The sequence below is a fragment of the Neobacillus mesonae genome, from assembly GCF_001636315.1.
GTDB classification, from domain to species: domain Bacteria; phylum Bacillota; class Bacilli; order Bacillales; family Cytobacillaceae; genus Neobacillus; species Neobacillus mesonae.
Genome location: NZ_KV440949.1, coordinates 1,494,806 through 1,513,620 on the forward strand (window position 1 = coordinate 1,494,806; position 18,815 = coordinate 1,513,620).

The following is an 18,815-nucleotide window of genomic DNA, read 5'->3' on the forward strand; positions in this document are numbered from 1 at the left end:
TTTAACCCACCCACCTTAAACAACTCCATAAAGCCGTGTGACTAACTCGTCAATTTGCTCGTCTTTAATTCGGTAACTGACTGGATTAACAATCAGCCGTGAGGTCACATCGACAATTCTTTCATATTCGACGAGTCCGTTTTCTCTCATCGTCCGGCCGGTTGAGACAATGTCGACAATACGGTCGGACAAACCGATGATCGGGGCAAGTTCGATGGAGCCGTTTAATTTGATTATCTCCACCTGTTCGCCTTGTTCACGGAAATAGGCTTCGGCCACATTCGGGTACTTTGTTGCTACCCTTGGCGTTACATCATTCATTTTGGTATCTGGCAGCCCAGCAACCGCCAAATAGCAGTGGCTAATTTTTAAATCAAGCAATTCGTAAACATCGCGCTCTTCCTCTAATAAAACGTCTTTACCAGCAATGCCAACATCGGCGACGCCGTGCTCCACGTATGTGGCAACATCCATCGGCTTAGCTAAAATAAACCGCAAGTTCTCTTCTGGGACATCAATAATCAATTTCCGTGAATCGTCAAACTCCGGCGGCAGACTGTATCCCGCTTTCCGAAGCAATTCCACCGCTTCCTCAAAAATCCGCCCCTTTGGCATGGCCATAGTCAGAATCTCACTCATAGGAACACCTCTATTCATTACTTCGTCCACCAATTAAAAAGGTAGTTTCAGCAAATTTCTTCGTAAAGGCATCAAGATTGTTTACCCCGGTTATATCTTGAAGAACAGCCTTTTGACCTTGCTCTCGCATTTTGCCTGCTAGTTGAAACGCTTCGCTGCGCCGCTCCTGGCTGAAAAAAATGCAATGCGTATCGTTTTCAAGCTGATTGCTGCCCAATGCCTCCAGCAGCATATCAAGTCTGACAGCAAAGCCTGTGGCACTAGCATTTTTTCCAAATTTCTCAATTAAACTGTAACGGCCGCCATTCCCGATTGGAAAGCCGACATTCCCAGCATAGACCTCATATAGAATACCGGAATAATAGCTCATATGGCTGACGATCGAGAAATCAAATTTCACATGGTCTTGGGCGCCATAGTCCTTGATTACTTCCCAAAGTTCCTGCAGCTCGCTAATCGCCTTTTTTCCTTGGCCGTTTTCAATAATGTCTGCGGCATATTGCAGTACTTCTTCCCCGCCGCGAAGCTGCAGCAGCTTGAGCAGCCTTTGTTTATCAATCGACGAAAGGTTTAATGACTGAACATGCTCGCGGTAGCCGACATAATTTTTTTCATATAAAAATTTCCGTAAGACGCTAGCCCTGCCGTTTGTTCCTAAAATTTGGACAAACAATTCCTGGGCAAAACCGACATGGCCGATTGAGACTTGGAATTGATCCAAACCTGCTTTTTTGAGGGAGGAAATCAATAAGGCAATGACCTCGCCATCACAGGATATGGTTTCTTCGTTGATGCACTCAATGCCGATTTGTTCGAACTCCGCCGGGCGTCCGCCCTCTCTTTGCTGAGCCCGGAAAACGTTAGCTGAATAAGCTAACCTGACTGGAAGGTCTTCCTGAAGCAGCTTTGATGCCGCAACTCGGGCAATAGGTGTTGTCATTTCCGGTCTTAACACCAGCGTGTGCCCTTCTTTATCCAATAATTTAAACAGCTGGGCGTCGTGAATCGCCGAGGCTGTGCCAACCGTTTCATAATATTCTAGAGTTGGGGTTTCAATAAATTGATAGCCCCAAAGCTTAAACGTCTCCGCCAAATGCATGCGTACCCGGTATTTTTTTTCGTATAATTCCGGCAGGGTATCGCGCATCCCTAACGGCTTTTCAAACATAAACAAGCGGCTCATTTTGCTCATCCTTTTCGTTTCACTTTAGTCTGCTAATATATTAGAGAGTTAAAGATAATTAATTAGTAGTTTATACCTTGAGGTGATTTTCGTCAACGAAAAAGTTTGGCTGATATTGGATTTTGCGGGTTTTGGCGTTATTTTCGCGGAGTTTGCATAAGATTTCGCTGTTTTCCGTAATTATTTCGCGGACTTTGGACGGAATTTCGCCGATTTCCTCATTTATTTCGCCGACTTCAACCAGAATTTCGCCGATTCCTCATTTATATCGCAAACCCTACACAAGATTTCCACTGACTTCCACATATATCCGCCAAACATATTTTTCCCATCTTTTTATAAAAAAAAGCCCGGTCGTTCAGACCAGACTTTTCATCTTTTTCCATATATCTCATCGTCAGCCCAGCGTTCGGCGAGCTGCTCTTTTGTATAGATAACCCGCATAGGGTTGCCGCCTACAAAGCTGCCGGGCGGGACATCCTTATGCACGAGGGTGCCGGCTGAGACGATTGCCCCGTCGCCGATCGTGATACCCGGCATGATGGTGGAGTTAGCGCCAATCATAACTTCGTCGCCAATGATTACATCGCCGAGACGGTATTCTTTAATTAAATATTCGTGTGCCAAAATCGTGGTGTTATAACCAATGACCGTATTGCGGCCGACAGAAATCTTTTCCGGAAACATGACATCGAGCATGACCATTAGCGCGAATGACGTGTGTTCTCCAACTTTCATGCCAAGAAGTGTACGGTAAAGCCAATTTTTCATTCCTAAAAACGGTGTATAGCGAGCCATTTGGATCACGATGAAATTTTTGACGACCTTCCAAAAAGGAACGGTTTTATAGACATGCCAGAGAGAATTGGCGCCTTCAACGCGGTAGCGGGTTGTCCTCCTCATCTTTTCATACCCCGAGGATGGTTAATAAATCAGGCATCTCGGCCAAAATGTAATCAGGCTCATATTTTGCCAGAAAATCACGGCCTTTAAGTGACCAAGCCACTGCAGCTGTCAGTGTGCCGGCATTTTTCCCGCCTAAAATATCATGATAATTGTCACCGACCATGATTGCTTCAGAAGGAGCCGATTCCAGCTGTTCCAGTGCTTTTAACAGCGGTTCGGGATCCGGCTTTACTTTTTCCACATGATCCATCGCTACCACCACATCGAAAAAAGCATCAAGCTTCATTAAGCGAAGGCCCTTTATAGCCACATCCTCACGTTTTGTCGTCACAATCGCAAGCTTGTAGCCTTTTTCCTTTAATGTTTTTATTGTTTCATATACACCGGGAAATTCTCTAACAAGTACATCATGCTGAGAGAGATTAAATGCCCGGTATTCCGCAACCATTTCCTCTACACGCTCCGGATCCACGCTGCCAAACGCCTCATGAAGGGTTGGTCCCATAAACGGCAGAACATCCTCGCGTCCATATTTACCCGGATAATATTTTTCAAGTGTATGCAGGTACGTTGCGATGATTAATTCATTTGTATCAATTAAGGTTCCATCTAAATCAAATAACAGCGTCGTAATTTTATTATCCATTTATTGTTTCCTTTCTTTGAATCAGGCCCGTTCGTTGCCAGATCGTACCGACAATTAAAGTTAGAGCAACAGCCACCCCGAGCCTTATTAAAAATAGAGGCCATACCGGAATACCTAGTGGCACAAAGATGAGCGTGTCCTCGACTACAGCATGACAGGCGACTAGAAAAATAAAGGCCAAGGTTACATCCTTTTTGCTGACCCCGTCCTCTTCTACTGCCTGAATCATAACACCGGCACCGTAAGCTAACCCAAACACAAGCCCAGCCGCCATGGTCGTCGAAGTGTTCTCCTTCATCCCTAGTGAGCGAGTAATCGGAGCCATCATCTTTGAAAACTTTTGAAGCCACTGCAAGTCTTTTAAAATTTGAATCACGACCATTAAAGGGACGACAATCATTGCCAGCTGCAGGATGCCAAGCCCGGCTTTTTCCAAACCTTCCAGGAACATCCCCGCAAACGTATCCGCCGGCGCGGCCTTCGCTTCTATCAGCCCGTATTTGGCAGGCTCACTGCCGCCGCTCCAGACTAGATTAATGACGGCAGCGGACACGAACGCCAAGCCGAGCCTTGTAGTGAGAATGACCCACAGTTTAACACCGGCTTTCATGGCTACCCCAGACTCAATAAATAAATTATGTGAAAATGACATCATGACAGCTAAAATAAAAACCTCTTTGACGGAAAAGTCTAGTGACAGGATGGCGCCAATTCCGGCATAAAGGTTCAGGAAATTTCCTAGAACGAGCGGGATGGCAGCGTCTCCTGACAAGCCAATCAGTTTCATCACCGGAGTTAGCAGCTTAATAATCCACGGTAAAACCGGTGTGTACTGGAGCATGGCAACGATGAGAGTAACTGGAAAAATTATTTTCCCCAATGTCCAAGTTGTTTTTAAGCCAACCATGAACCCTTTTTTGACAGAACTAAGAAGCATTTCCCCAAAACTCCCTTTTATATATTACTTTCATCTAAATAACGGACATCTGAATGTCCCTTTTTGCGGCGGTAATAGATAATCGCAATTGCAACAATAATCAATGCAATTGAAATTGTTTGGGCCATTCGCAGACTGCCAAGCATTAGGCTGTCTGTCCGCATGCCTTCTACAAAGAAGCGGCCGATTGAATACCAAATGACATAACTAAGGAACATTTCCCCGCGGCGTAAATTTACCCGGCGGAGCAAGATGAGTAAAATAAATCCGGCAAAGTTCCAAAGTGATTCATATAAAAAAGTAGGATGATAGTAAACTCCGTCTATCTCCATTTGATTAATAATAAAATCAGGTAAATGTAGTCCTTCTAGGAAGGAGCGGCTGACTTCTCTGCCGTGTGCCTCCTGGTTCATGAAATTTCCCCAGCGGCCAATCGCCTGCCCCAAAATAATACTGGGTGCTGCAATATCAGCCAGCTTCCAAAACGATATTCCACGTTTCCTTGTAAAAATAATCGCTGTAATGACCGCACCAATCAGCGCCCCGTGAATCGCAATCCCGCCGCCCCAGATTTTAGGGATGTCGGCCGGGTGCTGGGAATAGTAATCCCATTCAAAAATAACATAATAAATCCTGGCGGAAATAATGGCAATTGGAATGGCCCACAGCATTAAATCAGCAAACGTATCCTGGGGCAGCTTTCTTCGATTGGCTTCCCGGATGGCAATATACAACGCTAGAGCAAGACCAGAGCCGATGATGACTCCGTACCAATGCACCGGGATTGGGCCAAGGTTAAAGGCAATCGGGTCCAATGCCGGATATTGATCGATTGGTGGATTTTGACTGTTGTTCATCTAAATCTCCTCTTCCTATTCCATATCTTCATGTTCATGATCATGATCATGGTCGGCCTCTTCAATCACGTCGGAGAGACGCTCCGTAAATTGCTGCGCCGCATTGACACCCATCCGTTTTAACCGGTAATTCATTGCCGCAACCTCAATAATAACGGCCAGGTTTCGTCCAGGGCGGACCGGAACCGTCAGTTTGGTCACATCGGTATCAATAATTTTCATTTTCTCTTCATCTAATCCAAGGCGGTCATACTGCTTCTTCGGATCCCAAAGCTCCAGGTTAATCACCAGGGTAATCCGTTTATTGCTGCGGACAGCACCGGCGCCAAACAGGGTCATTACATTGATAATACCCAGGCCGCGGATTTCGAGTAAATGTTCAATTAGCTCCGGTGAGGTTCCAATTAGTGTATCTTGGTCTTCCTGGCGTATCTCGACACAGTCATCAGCAACCAGCCTGTGGCCCCGTTTCACTAATTCCAGCGCTGTTTCACTTTTTCCGACACCGCTTTTTCCGGTAATTAATACACCGATTCCGTATACATCGACCAAAACTCCATGAACTGCCGTGGTAGGCGCCAGTTTACTCTCCAAATAATTGGTCAGCCGGCTTGAGAAACGAGTGGTTTTCATGTTTGTTCTTAGCACTGGAACGGATTCCCGTTCAGACGCTTCGATTAACTCAGGAGGCACCTCTAATCCTCTGGTGATAATAATCGCAGGTGTGATGTCCGTGCATAAGCGTTCCATTCTTGACACCTTTTCTCTTTGAGAGAGTTCTGCAAAAAAGGACAGTTCCGTCATTCCTAGAAACTGAATGCGTTCAGCGGGATAAAATTCAAAATAACCAGCCATCTCGATTCCAGGGCGAGAAATATCGCTCATGGTGATGGGGCGGTTAATTCCCTCTTCGCCGCTGATTAATTCAAGTTTAAATTTTTCCAATATATCTTTAGTGCGTACTTTTGGCAAGAAAATTTTCCTCCTTAACAGCCTCTCTATTTTTCAAAAAAATATATTTTTTTCATTTTACCATTTTTCGAGCGAGAACCATACTTTCGGAGATTAAAAAAGGTGCGCACCATTTTTAAATGGATACGCACCTTTCATTATTTTTTCCTAGAGGACCTTGATGGTTCCAGAATGGTTTTTTGAATGACCAGGTTTACGAGTGACATCAGCACCGCGAAAAACAGTGCCATGCCAAAGCCATCAATCTCAAAGGCATCGCCCATCAAGTAATCCGTCAGTTCCAGCGTCATCGCGTTGATCACAAACAAGAATAATCCCATTGTCAACACGGTGACCGGCAATGTGAACAGAATCAGCAGCGGACGGACCAGCACATTTAAGATTGATAACAAAACGCTTGCCTGAAGGGCTGCTGTAAATCCTGACAAATAAAAGCTTTCATGGAAATAACCGGCTAGTGCCATGAACAAAACTGCATTAATGATACATCCAATGAGCCATCTCATGTAAAAATCCCCTATATTTTAAAATTTACTCTGTTGCTTTTTCCAAACTAATCGTACCTGTTTTTGTTTCTGCATAGATCTTCAACATTTTATCAGGATGATTGACGGATTGGAAGCGAAGCAGCTTCTGAATCATCTCACTCTTCTCCTCCAGAATCTGCACACCAGTGAGCTTCAAATTAAAGCCGCCAAGATTCGTTTTCAGCTCACCATTGATCGGCAATGCTTCCGGCACAAATAGATCAACTGCGCCTGACGTTGTTTTCGCATGTATCCATTCACAACGATCGCCGCTGAGGTTATAATTGATATTTCCATTGAACGATTGGGCTTCCGTCTTTTTAAAATCACCCTCCAGATTGATTGCACCATTGATAGTTTCTGCTTCGAGCTCATCGATTTGACTGGTCAGAATGCTAATTTTACCATTTGCTGTTTCAATTTCTCCCCTTTTTCCATGTACATGGTCCAGGGCGATTTGGCCATTCGCCGTTTTTACGCGGAGGTCGTCGACGTTCATCTCACTGCCGGAAATCGGTCCGTTGAACAGTCTCACTCTAATCCGCTCGTATTGTGCTTTCGGTACAAACACAACGGCTTCGACCTTCATCCATTTTTGCTGCGTATTAAATTTTAGCTTTTGACCCTCTACTGTAAAAATAACATCACGTAAAAAGTTTTGTCGCGCTTGTTCCTGATTTTCCACACGGTACACCTTCGCCTGACATTCCACGCGCACATCCGGTTGGTCCCACGCGGCTAGTTTGACTGACCCGTTTGCAACATCAATATCAATATCCTTGAGATCAACATCCCCGTGATGAAAAATATGCGAAATATCCACGGATTGGCCAAAATTTAAATCGAAATCAAATTCCTTAATTTTTTTCAAAGCCGAATCGACAAATTCAAAAATCTTCTCCTTCGTTGATTGATACTTCGCTTGGAAAGGGTCTTCTTTCTTGGCCTCTTCAAATTGCACAACGGTTGAAAGTTCGTTAATCATTTGCTCTTTTTTCTGGTCGGCCGATTTTTGTGCATTTTCTAATTCCTCTAATAAGGTTAACGCTTGGTCCACCGTCAGTTTTCCATCTTCCACCAATTTTAAAATCCGTTTCCGTTCCTCTTTCATTTTACCCACCTCAAACTATAGTTATTTTTCCCCATTCCATCTTATTCTGTGATTAGTACCTTTACGCCTTTAATAATGTTATAAATCACAACTACAATCCAAACGAGCCCTGTGACGATAGCCGCGATGATTGTAAAAATCGGAAGTTCATTTTGATAATTGACCATTTCATATACAACCGCAATGACGACAAAGATCGTTGGAATGATCGGAATCAAATGCGATATCAACGACTTTTTCGCATGCTGCTTTGTTTCGGGATCGCTGCTAGCCAGCCAGACTATAAATGGAAAAATAAACCCCGCAAAAAATATACTAAAGTAACACAAACTTGACAGTACTTTTCTCGTTTCCATCTCGTCCCACCATCCTCTATCTATATGTACGATTTGTGAAGATGAAAGTTTCGTGTTTTTTTACAACGACTGGAAAATTACATGCTTGTCCTATTTGTGAGGTGGGTGTTGATGGGGATTTCGCGGACCTCTTAATTTATTTCGCGGATTTGTGCATTTATTTCGCGAACTTTCGCAATTATTTCGCCGGTTTCCGCATTTATTTCGCTGACTTTCGCATTTATTTCGCCGTTTTTCAAAAGTTTTCGCTGAACGCATTCGATTTCGCGGGTTTTGCCGATAATTTCGCCAAATTCCATTTCAAAAGCATAAAAAAAGAGCTGAAACCAATATAATCAAGTTTCAGCTCTTTTTTTATGCTTTGATCGCACTTTTGTCTTCGATTTGCTGTTTCATCCTTAAACGGTCGCGTTCAAGAATTGGCTTTAAATATTTTCCGGTGTACGAACCAGAAACTTCAGCGACCTTTTCCGGCGTTCCGGTTGCGATAATGGTACCGCCTTTATCGCCGCCCTCTGGTCCGAGGTCAATCAGATAATCTGCAGCCTTAATGACATCAAGGTTGTGCTCGATGACTAGAACCGTGTCGCCATTTTCAACCAGCCGCTGCAACACAACTAGTAAACGGGAAATATCATCGACGTGAAGGCCTGTTGTCGGTTCATCCAAAATATAGAACGATTTACCGTTTGAACGTTTGTGCAGTTCAGAAGCGAGCTTCACGCGCTGGGCTTCCCCGCCTGATAACGTTGTTGCCGGCTGCCCGAGCTTGATATAGCCAAGTCCGACATCATAGATTGTCTGCAGCTTACGACTAATTTTAGGAATGTTTTCGAAAAACTTTAACGCATCCTCAACTGTCATTTCAAGAACATCAGATATATTTTTACCCTTATACTTTACTTCCAGCGTTTCGCGGTTATAACGTTTCCCGTGGCATACTTCACAAGGAACATAAACATCAGGCAAAAAGTGCATTTCAATTTTTATAATCCCGTCGCCGCGGCAGGCTTCACAACGGCCGCCTTTTACGTTAAAACTGAAGCGGCCTTTTTTGTATCCGCGGACCTTTGCTTCGTTTGTGGACGCGAATACATCACGGACATCGTCAAACATGCCGGTATAGGTTGCCGGATTGGAACGAGGTGTCCGACCAATTGGCGATTGGTCAATATTAATGACCTTTTCCAGATGTTCAATCCCTTTAATGCTTTTATGCTGGCCTGGCTTGGTTTTAGCCTTATTTAGTTTTTGAGCCAGGGACTTCAGCAGAATTTCATTAATGAGTGTACTTTTTCCAGAACCTGAAACACCCGTAACTGCAATAAACATTCCCAGCGGAATTTTGACATTGACATTTTTTAAATTATTCTCGGCAGCACCCTTTATTTCCACGTAACGGCCATCCGCTGTACGGCGTTCCAATGGCAGCGGGATAAACTTCTTCCCGGAAAGGTATTGGCCTGTCAGCGAGTTAGGGTCAGCCATTACTTCAGCAGGCGTCCCGGCAGACACTACTTCCCCGCCGTGAACTCCAGCACCTGGACCAATATCAATTAAATAATCGGCAGCGAGCATCGTATCCTCGTCATGTTCAACGACTATCAATGTATTGCCAATATCGCGCATGTTTTGCAACGTGCCAATTAGGCGGTCATTATCCCGCTGATGGAGACCAATAGACGGCTCGTCTAAAATATATAAAACGCCGGTTAAACGGGAACCGATTTGGGTTGCTAGGCGAATCCTCTGTGCTTCACCGCCGGAAAGCGTCCCAGCTTTACGACTTAGGGTTAAATAATCGAGCCCAACGTTCACTAAGAAACCAAGCCGTTCATTTATTTCTCGTAAAATCAATCTGGCAATCTGGGTTTCTTTTTCAGACAGCACTAGGTTTGAAAAGAAGTCGCGTGCCTCTTCAATCGAAAGGTCGGTTACTTGAGCAATATGGCGGCCATTAATAAGAACGGCCAGCGTTTCCTTTTTCAAACGGTACCCTTTACATGCCGGGCAAGGCTGCTCCGCCATGTATTTCTCCATTTGTTCACGGATGAAGTCAGAGCTTGTTTCCTTATAACGGCGCTCGACATTGCGGATGACGCCTTCAAATTCGATATAGCCTTCACGGATTTGGCCGAAATCGTTCTCATAGCGGAAATAAATTTTTTCACCCTTAGAACCGTAAAGAACTTTTTCTAGCAAATGCTCGGGAATGTCCTTTACAGGGATATCCATATCAATTCCGTAATGATTGCAAACCGCTTCCAACAGCTGCGGGTAATACTGCGAGCTTGTCGGCTCCCACGGGGCAATGGCATGCTGCTTAAGTGTTAAATCCTTATTTGGAATCACCAAATCGACGTCTACTTCAAGCTTGGAGCCAAGTCCGTCACATTCCGGACAGGCGCCAAACGGGCTGTTAAAGGAAAACATCCGCGGTTCTAGCTCCCCGATGGAAAAACCACAGAGTGGACAAGCGTGATTTTCGCTAAACATCAGCTCCTCTTCCCCTATGACGTCCACAATGACCTTACCTTCGCCAAGACCGAGGGCGGTTTCTAGTGAGTCGGCAATCCTGGCAGCGATTCCTTCCTTGACAACAATTCGGTCGACGACGACTTCGATTGAATGTTTTTTATTTTTCTCAAGCTCAATGTCTTCACTGAGGTCTAGCATTTCTCCATCTACACGTACGCGGACGAAGCCTTGCTTTTTAATATCTTCGAACACTTTGACATGCATGCCTTTTCTTCCCGAAACAATCGGTGCAAGAATTTGCATCTTTGTCCGTTCCGGATATTCAAGAATCCGGTCCACCATTTGTTCAATCGTTTGCGAGGAGATTTCAATATGATGATTCGGGCAGGTCGGATGTCCCACCCTGGCAAATAAAAGCCGTAAATAATCATAGATTTCGGTCACTGTTCCAACAGTCGAGCGCGGGTTACGGCTTGTCGTTTTTTGATCGATGGAAATCGCCGGGGATAATCCCTCAATCGTATCAACATCCGGCTTATCCATTTGCCCGAGGAATTGCCGGGCATAGGCCGACAGCGATTCCACGTATCGGCGCTGTCCCTCGGCATAAATCGTGTCAAACGCAAGCGAGGACTTTCCCGACCCGGAAAGTCCTGTTATCACAACAAGCTGATCTCTCGGAATGGTGACATCTATATTTTTTAAATTATGGGCTCTGGCGCCTTTGATAATTAATTTTTCCATCGCCATGTGCAGGTCATCCTTCCGCTTTCAATTCCAAAATTAAGTCACGAAGCTCGGCGGCGCGTTCAAAATCAAGCGCTTTGGCCGCGGCTTTCATTTCTTTTTCCATGTCGGTAATTAATTTGTCTCTTTCCTTCTTCGTCATCTTGCCAAACGCAGCAGTTGGTTTGTACTCCTCCTGCTCCTCCGCCGCATGGGTGGCGCGAATGACATCGCGAATACCCTTTTGAATCGTTTTCGGCGTAATGCCATGCTTCAAATTGTATTCCTCTTGAATGCTGCGGCGCCGCTTTGTTTCACTGATAGCTTTTTCCATCGAATCAGTCATACGGTCGGCGTACATGATGACGCTGCCATTAGAATTCCGGGCGGCACGGCCAATTGTTTGAATCAGCGAACGCTCGGAACGGAGGAAGCCTTCTTTATCGGCATCGAGAATCGCCACCAGTGATACTTCTGGAATATCCAGACCTTCCCGGAGCAGGTTGATTCCGACCAGAACATCGTACGTACCAAGGCGCAGCTCACGGATAATTTCAATCCGCTCGAGCGTTTTTACCTCCGAATGCAAGTACTGAACTTTGATTCCGATTTCTTTTAAATAATCGGTCAGATCCTCAGACATTTTTTTCGTTAGCGTCGTGATGAGGACACGTTCGTTCCGCTTCACCCGGTCCTGAATTTCGCCGATGAGGTCATCAATTTGCCCTTCAATTGGACGCACATCGATGATAGGATCAAGCAAGCCGGTTGGACGAATAATTTGTTCAACCATCAATGGGGTGTGTTCTATCTCAAATGGACCCGGTGTTGCTGATACAAACACGATATTATGGATATGTTTTTCAAACTCATCAAACATCAGCGGGCGGTTGTCGAGAGCTGACGGCAGGCGGAAGCCATGATCGACCAGCACCTGTTTCCTCGCCTTGTCACCATTGAACATTCCCCTGATTTGCGGCAATGTAACATGGGATTCATCAATTACGATTAAAAAATCCTCAGGAAAATAATCCAATAAAGTATATGGTGTTGCCCCAGCCTGTCTTAAGGTGAGATGGCGCGAATAGTTTTCAATGCCCGAGCAGAAGCCCATTTCCCGCATCATTTCCAAATCGTAGCGGGTGCGCTGTTCAAGGCGCTGCGCTTCAAGCAATTTGTCTTCAGCCCTAAGGATTGCGAGTCGTTCCTCGAGTTCTTTTTCAATATTCTCAATCGCTATCCGCATCTTTTCTTCTCTGGTAACGAAGTGGGATGCCGGGAAAATAGCCACATGCTCGCGCTCACCCATAATTTCGCCGGTAAGGGCATCAACTTCACGAATCCGGTCAATTTCATCCCCGAAAAATTCTACACGAATGCAATGTTCGTCTCGGGATGCCGGGAAAATCTCGACCACGTCGCCGCGGACACGGAATGTTCCCCGTTTAAAATCGATATCATTCCGTTCATATTGAATGTCAACGAGTCGGTGCAGCAGCTGATTGCGTTCAATCTCCATTCCCGTTCGGAGGGAAAGCACCATTTCGCGGTATTCTTCCGGATTACCGAGACCATAGATGCAGGAAACACTGGCAATGATGATGACATCGTTGCGTTCGAACAACGAGGATGTTGCCGAGTGACGCAGTTTATCAATCTCATCGTTAATGCTGGCGTCTTTTTCAATAAACGTGTCTGTCTGCGGTACATAGGCTTCCGGCTGATAATAATCATAATAACTGACGAAATACTCGACCGCATTGTTCGGGAAAAATTCCTTAAACTCGCTGTATAGCTGGCCAGCCAGCGTTTTATTATGTGCAATGACTAAAGTGGGCTTATTTACCTCTTTAATCACGTTGGAAATTGTGAATGTTTTCCCCGTACCAGTTGCGCCAAGAAGTGTTTGATAGCGCTTGTTCTGGCGGATGCCTTCAACTAGCTCTTTAATGGCTCCCGGCTGGTCTCCTTGGGGTGAATATTTTGACACTAATTCAAATTGGTTCTCCACGAAAAGTTCCTCCCAAATTAAATTCCCGGTCTATCTACTTTGAAAAATTCAATAATATCATTTTACCACATTCCCCCTAAAACAAACCAACAATATGCGAACTAATATTCGATTTTTTTATATTAAAGGCTTAGATGGCGATTAAAACACAACAGGCAATGATGCATAAGAAAAGTCCTCATCCCTCATCAACAAAAAAGCCTGCCTTAAAAAAGACAGACCTTGAATGAATTATCCGTTTTTGGGTGTGCGGGGCTTCATTTTGGCGGCGAGCCAGAAGCCGGCCGTCAGTGATAGGGCATCGACAACAATTAAAATAAAGGAATTGGTGTACCCCTTATAAACTGAAGCCGCAATTAAAGCAACGGTTAGCACAAGACCAATTATCCGATTATAGGTAACGCGTGTGAACAATAACACGAGCAGGCCGGGCAAAATAAACCCTGATAAATATCTAATGATTACGATTTCCAAATGAGTGCACCTCATTTAATTAATTTCCTGTCCATTTATTCTAGGAATTAATTCGAAAAATTGCAATTAAAATGCCATTTATTTAACGGTTTTAACGCTCGCAGCATAGCTGACAACCACAAATCCAATCATTGAAATCAAAATCGGCATAACAACGGTGTGCATTCCGAAGGCATTTGGATAAAAACGGTCCAATATTATATAAGAACACATTCCTAAAACCATTGAAGCAATCGCTCCATATTTATTGCCCCTTGCCCAGTACAAGCCGAAAATAACCGGCCAAATAAACACCGACTCAAGACCGCCAAAGGAAAATAAATTTAGCCAAATGATTAAATCGGGCGGACTTAAAGAGAGAATAATCACAATCAAGCCGATGATGGCCGTTACACTAAAGCTGATTTTTTTCACATGGCTTTGGCCGGCATTTGGCTTAATGTAATTCAAATAAACATCTTTCACCAGCGCCGAGCTGACGAGAATTAATAAAGCGTTAACGGTCGACATGATCGCTGCCATTGGTGCGGCAAGAACAATTCCGGCAGCAAACGGCGGAAGTACCTTCATCGATAATAACGGCATGACGGTATCACCAATTTTAACACCAGGCAGCACCGGTCGCGCAAAAACCCCAATTAAGTGCATGCCAAGCATGATAAAGCCGACGACAATCGTCCCAATGATAATCGCGCTGTGCATCGCTTTGGAATTTTTATATGACATCGCCCGGACGGTGATTTGCGGAAGCCCAACAACTCCAATTCCCACTAAAATCCAAAAGGAAGAAACATAGGATGGTGTCAATGTTCGCTCTGCCCCAAATGGGCTGATTAAGTTCGGATTTTCAGCCGCTAAATCGGAAATGATTTTGGGAATGCCCCCGCCTGCTTTAATGGTAGCAATCAACAAAACCAGCGTACCGGCAAACATGACAACCCCCATAACCGCATCGGTCAAAGCAACTGCCCGGAATCCGCCAATAATAACAAAGATTAAGACAGAAAAAGCAAAAATCAATAATGCCGTTTTGTAAGGTAAACCGGTTAGGCTCTCAACAAGCCGCGCCCCTCCAATCCACTGGGCGGTCATAGAGGAAAACAGGAAAATAATAATGCTGGCCGCTGATAACAAGACAACGGTCTTACTTTGATACCGCTCTTTCAAAAAGTCTATTAACGTGATGGCCTTATATTGCCTCGCAACAATAGCAAACTTTTTCCCCAAGACCATTAGTGTAAAATAGCCGGTGGCTAGCTGGGCCATGGCCAAGAGAACCCAGCCAAGACCTTGAGTATAGGCTACGCCGGGACCGCCGATAAAGCTTGAGGCGCTTCCATATGTCGCGACCATTGTCATCGCGAGGATAAATCCGCCCATCTGCCGTTCGCCTAGAAAATATTCCTCCAAGAAGGAATTGGATTTAAGTACAAATTTATGCGACCAAAAGCCGACAGTAAAAATAATTAGTAAGAAAATTATTAATGGTGCAATAACGCCCCAATTCATCTGCGTTCCCCCTCTTCTTCATCAAAGGGAACATCTTTAAATAGGAATTTTACTGTGATGCTCACAAGGATCACCATCACAATAAATCCAGCAATACAGCTATAAAAGAACCAAGCCGGCAGCCCAAAAATGTATGTATATTCTTCCACCTTGTCCGAACCAAGCCCATAAGCAAACCCATACCACCAAAGAAAATTAATGATCACCAGAACAACGCCAATCAGCGCTTCCCGATGGGCAATCTTAAACCGCTTATCCTTGGGATTAACTGGCTTCTTCACCAGGATTCCTCCTTATCAAATGCTGCTATAATGCGAAATGATTACCGCTATTGTTCCCGTATCTTTCAGAAACAAAGCAAAAACCTTATTTTCACGGTATTTATCGTACCACATGAAAATAAGGTTTTGTACATTTTTCTATTACAGTGTCCACCCCAGGCGTACAAATGTCCACGAGTGGTGTCAGGCACCAAATTAGTACTGCCGCATCGGCACTGCGGCAGCGACACCACCATTGTTTAGTTGCAGGTTCCATGCGGGCTGGGGCAGCCATTTGCTGCTTTTTCGACTTGGATGGTGCTGTGTTCGATATGGAATTCGTCATGTAATATTTTTTGTGATTGGGCAAGGATTTCATCATGAATTCCATTATTGGCGATGGTGATGTGGCAGCTTAATACCGGGTATCCGGAAGTGATCGTCCAAATGTGCAAATCATGAACCTCCTGAACGAGCGGAACCTTCTGCAACGCCGCTTTTACGTCATTGGAGTTTATTTGCGTTGGTGCTCCTTCCATTAGAATATGGAAGGAATCCTTCATCACCCGCCAGCCGCTGATGAGAATTAATACGGCAACAATCACACTGGCAATTGGGTCAGCAATTCCCCAGCCAAAAAACATAATTAACAACGCCGCAATAATGGCCCCGACCGAGCCTAGCATATCGCCAATCACATGCAAAAAGGCGCTTCTGACGTTTAGGTTTTCGTCCTTATCACCGCTCATTAAAATCCAAGCGGCCACAATGTTGACCAATAATCCAATAACAGAAATAATCAACATTCCCGTACTTTGCACTTCTGGCGGGGCAAAAAAGCGGTGAATGGCCTCGTAAAATATAAACAGGGAAATTACAATTAGCGTTAAGCCGTTTAGTGCTGCGGCAATAATTTCAAATCGTTTATAACCGTATGTTTTTTCCTGTGAAACTGCCTTTTCCCCTAGCTTAATGGCAAAGAAGCTTAAACCCAATGCCGCCGCGTCGCTCAACATGTGGCCTGCATCTGAAAGCAGTGCTAAGCTGTTAGTTAAAAATCCTCCGATTACCTCGACAACCATAAAGGCTGCAATTAATAGAAATGCACTGAACAACGCTTTTTTGTTGTTTGTATGTGAATGGCCATGTGAGTGTCCGTGTCCATGTCCATGATGGTGACCCATAATTATCCCCCCTAGAACCGCAGCCCATGCGGCCCCCTGATTTCTCTCTTGCCTAAACCGAAAATGTTCCAATTAAGCTTTAGTTTTTCTAATCTTTATGTTTCGATACATATCGCCGAATAGGACGGGATGGTTTTCTAATAAAAAAATCGTTTGGCCATCGTGTTCTTCAACTATTTTTTCAAACGAGATACCGATATCTGTTCCAAAAACTTTAACGATGGGACGCATCAACTTTTTAACAAGCGAAGGTTTTGACGAAAATTTATCGAAAATAACAATCAGTCCGTCCGGCCGCGATACTCGAATCATTTCTGAAAAGGCCTTGCTGCTATCCGGGACAACGGAAAGAATTAAGCTTGCTACCACATAATCAAATGAGTCGTCGAGCAGCTGTAATTCTTGAGCGTCCATTTGATAAAACTTGATCACGTCGGACGAGAATTTCTTCTTCGCCTGCTGGAGCATTTCTTCTGAATAATCAATGGCTGTTATTTCCAGTTGATTAACGGGAATCAGTTCAAGGTCTGCACCGGTTCCGACACCCACAAATAAAACTTTATCTCCGGGCTGAAAGTTTATTCCGTTGAACACCTCGCGCCTAGCCTTTAAGAATGGCCCTTTGTTGAAAAAATAATCATATACAGGCGACCACAGACTGTAAATCCATTGATTCCAATGATTGTTCAACGAAATCCACCCCCTTACTTTGTACAGAACCAGCAGCATCTATATCGGCGAAATTTTGCAAGTTATCGGCGAATCGTAAAATTTAAGTGTACTCTTTTACCCGCATGAGCCGTAGACCATTTAAAGTCACAACAGCGCTCAGGAAAAACCTAAGACTCGCTAGACATGTTTAACAAGCGCCTCGACCATTGCCGCTCCCCTTCTTGTTTACTCACGTTCGGCCACCTCTTCTTGGTGTTCAAGCGCAATTTGAATTAATTGTTTTACATGGTCATCATCAAGGGAATAATAAACTAACTTCCCTTCTTTTCGGTATTTCGCTAAACCAAGGTTTTTGAGATGACGCAAATGATGCGATGCTGTTGCTGTTGTAGCCCCAACAATATTTGCAACATCGCAGACACATAGCTCATCTTCAAGCGTGAGCGCATAGGCGATTTTCATCCTGGTTTCGTCCGATAATGCTTTAAAAAGTTTCGTCACTTCAATGATATGGCTGGTTTGGGCAAGTTCCTGCTGGACGCGTTCGGTTTTCTCGCTGTCTACACAGGTAATCTCACAAACATCGCTCTCTTTCATTGGTCCACCTTCTTCATTCAAATATTCGTTTGAATATATCATATTCAAATACAGGTTTGAATGTCAATCACTTTATAAGGAGTTTTCTAAAAATGGGCTGGATTATGAAGCAGACTTGGGAGGATATATTATTTTGCCACTGGGAGGCGGCTCCTGAGCGTTTACGAGGATTTATTCCGGCTGAACTGGACCTGGATTTATTTGACGGTAAGGCCTGGCTGACGATTCTCTCGTTTCGGGTCAACCATCAAAGATTCCGATTTCTGCCGGAGATCCCGTTTCTGAACCGTTATTTAGAATTAAACGTAAGGACGTACGTCAAATATGGAGATACGGCAGGAGTTTATTTTTTCTCACTGGATGCTAATCATTTGCCCAGCATTATTGGTGCGAGGATGACGGCATTGCCATATGTGCTGGCTAGGATTTCCTTTTTTAAGAGGGACCGTGAGTTTATTTTTAACAGTAAGCGGATGTTAGGAAATGGGGAATATTCACTGCAATATAGGGTGTCCAGCGGTCCAGGCGAGCGGCTTGAGCCGGGAACCTTGGGTAATTGGCTTTTGGAGCGTTATTGCCTATTTACAACGTGGGGACCGTTTTTGTTGAAGGGAAATATTAGCCACGAAAGCTGGGAGATCAGCAAAGCTCAGATCAAGTTGGCGACGAATTTAGTTACCCCTTTTGGTGTGGATGAAGGTCCGCAGCTTGTCCATTATTGTCCGCATAAAACGGCATTTATTTTTCCATTAAAAAGGGTGCGGCGGTAA

19 protein-coding genes are annotated in these 18,815 nt (G+C 44.4%); 1 reads left to right on the forward strand and 18 read right to left on the reverse strand.

The annotated features are described in order from the left end of the window. Positions 1-15: 15 nt before the first annotated feature. The 18 genes from hisG to A6749_RS07600 all read right to left on the reverse strand — a co-directional run bounded on the left by hisG (position 16) and on the right by A6749_RS07600 (position 18,045). Positions 16-639 (reverse strand): ATP phosphoribosyltransferase, encoded by a 624-nt coding sequence (hisG, locus tag A6749_RS07515; RefSeq protein ID WP_066400870.1) that lies wholly within the window; start codon positions 637-639, stop codon positions 16-18. Positions 640-649: 10 nt separating this feature from the next. Beyond that, positions 650-1,822 carry an ATP phosphoribosyltransferase regulatory subunit gene (locus A6749_RS07520; protein WP_066387294.1) on the reverse strand — a complete coding sequence of 391 codons (1,173 nt, stop codon included), beginning with the start codon at positions 1,820-1,822 and terminating at the stop codon, positions 650-652. 372 nt (positions 1,823-2,194) lie between these two features. Continuing rightward, positions 2,195-2,725, reverse strand: a complete 531-nt coding sequence (locus A6749_RS07525; RefSeq protein WP_066387297.1) for an acyltransferase — start codon at positions 2,723-2,725, stop codon at positions 2,195-2,197. A 4-nt stretch (positions 2,726-2,729) separates the two neighbouring features. Next, positions 2,730-3,374: a pyrophosphatase PpaX gene (gene ppaX / locus A6749_RS07530; RefSeq protein ID WP_066387299.1), complete on the reverse strand. Its 645-nt coding sequence runs from the start codon at positions 3,372-3,374 to the stop codon at positions 2,730-2,732. After that, positions 3,367-4,311 (reverse strand): nucleoside recognition domain-containing protein, encoded by a 945-nt coding sequence (locus A6749_RS07535; RefSeq protein ID WP_066387302.1) that lies wholly within the window; start codon positions 4,309-4,311, stop codon positions 3,367-3,369. The genes ppaX and A6749_RS07535 overlap by 8 nt, the downstream gene beginning before the upstream one ends. Positions 4,312-4,328: 17 nt before the next feature. Beyond that, positions 4,329-5,168: a prolipoprotein diacylglyceryl transferase gene (gene lgt / locus A6749_RS07540; RefSeq protein WP_066387312.1), complete on the reverse strand. Its 840-nt coding sequence runs from the start codon at positions 5,166-5,168 to the stop codon at positions 4,329-4,331. Between the two features lie 15 nt (positions 5,169-5,183). Beyond that, positions 5,184-6,140: an HPr(Ser) kinase/phosphatase gene (gene hprK, locus A6749_RS07545; RefSeq protein ID WP_066387313.1), complete on the reverse strand. Its 957-nt coding sequence runs from the start codon at positions 6,138-6,140 to the stop codon at positions 5,184-5,186. Between the two features lie 137 nt (positions 6,141-6,277). After that, positions 6,278-6,646, reverse strand: a complete 369-nt coding sequence (locus A6749_RS07550; protein WP_066387320.1) for a phage holin family protein — start codon at positions 6,644-6,646, stop codon at positions 6,278-6,280. A 25-nt stretch (positions 6,647-6,671) separates the two neighbouring features. After that, on the reverse strand, positions 6,672-7,778 hold the full coding sequence (locus A6749_RS07555) for a DUF4097 family beta strand repeat-containing protein (protein WP_066387328.1): 1,107 nt from the start codon (positions 7,776-7,778) through the stop codon (positions 6,672-6,674). Between the two features lie 41 nt (positions 7,779-7,819). Further along, positions 7,820-8,134, reverse strand: a complete 315-nt coding sequence (locus A6749_RS07560) for a magnetosome magnetite crystal formation protein family (protein WP_066387335.1) — start codon at positions 8,132-8,134, stop codon at positions 7,820-7,822. A 354-nt stretch (positions 8,135-8,488) separates the two neighbouring features. After that, positions 8,489-11,362, reverse strand: coding sequence for an excinuclease ABC subunit UvrA (gene uvrA, locus A6749_RS07565; RefSeq protein ID WP_066387341.1), 2,874 nt, complete (start codon positions 11,360-11,362; stop codon positions 8,489-8,491). A 7-nt stretch (positions 11,363-11,369) separates the two neighbouring features. Then, entirely contained in the window at positions 11,370-13,349 is a 1,980-nt protein-coding gene (gene uvrB / locus A6749_RS07570) for an excinuclease ABC subunit UvrB (protein ID WP_066387348.1), read from the reverse strand. 231 nt (positions 13,350-13,580) lie between these two features. Beyond that, positions 13,581-13,823 carry a CsbA family protein gene (locus A6749_RS07575; protein ID WP_236719628.1) on the reverse strand — a complete coding sequence of 81 codons (243 nt, stop codon included), beginning with the start codon at positions 13,821-13,823 and terminating at the stop codon, positions 13,581-13,583. Positions 13,824-13,901: 78 nt separating this feature from the next. After that, positions 13,902-15,332: a sodium/pantothenate symporter gene (gene panF, locus A6749_RS07580; protein WP_066387359.1), complete on the reverse strand. Its 1,431-nt coding sequence runs from the start codon at positions 15,330-15,332 to the stop codon at positions 13,902-13,904. Further along, positions 15,329-15,613 carry a YhdT family protein gene (locus A6749_RS07585; protein ID WP_066387366.1) on the reverse strand — a complete coding sequence of 95 codons (285 nt, stop codon included), beginning with the start codon at positions 15,611-15,613 and terminating at the stop codon, positions 15,329-15,331. Before A6749_RS07585 ends, panF begins: the two co-directional genes overlap by 4 nt. A gap of 239 nt (positions 15,614-15,852) precedes the next feature. Next, positions 15,853-16,776: a cation diffusion facilitator family transporter gene (locus tag A6749_RS07590; protein WP_066387370.1), complete on the reverse strand. Its 924-nt coding sequence runs from the start codon at positions 16,774-16,776 to the stop codon at positions 15,853-15,855. 72 nt (positions 16,777-16,848) lie between these two features. Next, a complete protein-coding gene (locus A6749_RS07595) occupies positions 16,849-17,466 on the reverse strand; it encodes a class I SAM-dependent methyltransferase (RefSeq protein ID WP_066387373.1) in 618 nt (205 codons plus the stop codon). Between the two features lie 207 nt (positions 17,467-17,673). After that, the gene (locus A6749_RS07600; protein WP_066387380.1) at positions 17,674-18,045 is read right to left on the reverse strand and encodes an ArsR/SmtB family transcription factor; all 372 of its coding nucleotides are present in this window, start codon (positions 18,043-18,045) and stop codon (positions 17,674-17,676) included. Between the two features lie 92 nt (positions 18,046-18,137). On the opposite strand from A6749_RS07600, the gene A6749_RS07605 reads away from it, so the two are divergent. Next, complete coding sequence (locus tag A6749_RS07605) at positions 18,138-18,815, forward strand: YqjF family protein (RefSeq protein WP_066387383.1); 678 nt, start codon at positions 18,138-18,140, stop codon at positions 18,813-18,815.

Coding starts and splice junctions, on each gene's coding strand:
- hisG (WP_066400870.1), bottom strand. CDS start 639: ATGAGTGAGATTCTGACTATGGCCATGCCAAAGGGGCGGATTTTTGAG.
- A6749_RS07520 (WP_066387294.1), bottom strand. CDS start 1,822: ATGAGCCGCTTGTTTATGTTTGAAAAGCCGTTAGGGATGCGCGATACC.
- A6749_RS07525 (WP_066387297.1), bottom strand. CDS start 2,725: ATGAGGAGGACAACCCGCTACCGCGTTGAAGGCGCCAATTCTCTCTGG.
- ppaX (WP_066387299.1), bottom strand. CDS start 3,374: ATGGATAATAAAATTACGACGCTGTTATTTGATTTAGATGGAACCTTA.
- A6749_RS07535 (WP_066387302.1), bottom strand. CDS start 4,311: ATGCTTCTTAGTTCTGTCAAAAAAGGGTTCATGGTTGGCTTAAAAACA.
- lgt (WP_066387312.1), bottom strand. CDS start 5,168: ATGAACAACAGTCAAAATCCACCAATCGATCAATATCCGGCATTGGAC.
- A6749_RS07550 (WP_066387320.1), bottom strand. CDS start 6,646: ATGAGATGGCTCATTGGATGTATCATTAATGCAGTTTTGTTCATGGCA.
- A6749_RS07555 (WP_066387328.1), bottom strand. CDS start 7,778: ATGAAAGAGGAACGGAAACGGATTTTAAAATTGGTGGAAGATGGAAAA.
- A6749_RS07560 (WP_066387335.1), bottom strand. CDS start 8,134: ATGGAAACGAGAAAAGTACTGTCAAGTTTGTGTTACTTTAGTATATTT.
- uvrA (WP_066387341.1), bottom strand. CDS start 11,362: ATGGCGATGGAAAAATTAATTATCAAAGGCGCCAGAGCCCATAATTTA.
- panF (WP_066387359.1), bottom strand. CDS start 15,332: ATGAATTGGGGCGTTATTGCACCATTAATAATTTTCTTACTAATTATT.
- A6749_RS07590 (WP_066387370.1), bottom strand. CDS start 16,776: ATGGGTCACCATCATGGACATGGACACGGACACTCACATGGCCATTCA.
- A6749_RS07600 (WP_066387380.1), bottom strand. CDS start 18,045: ATGAAAGAGAGCGATGTTTGTGAGATTACCTGTGTAGACAGCGAGAAA.
- A6749_RS07605 (WP_066387383.1), top strand. CDS start 18,138: ATGGGCTGGATTATGAAGCAGACTTGGGAGGATATATTATTTTGCCAC.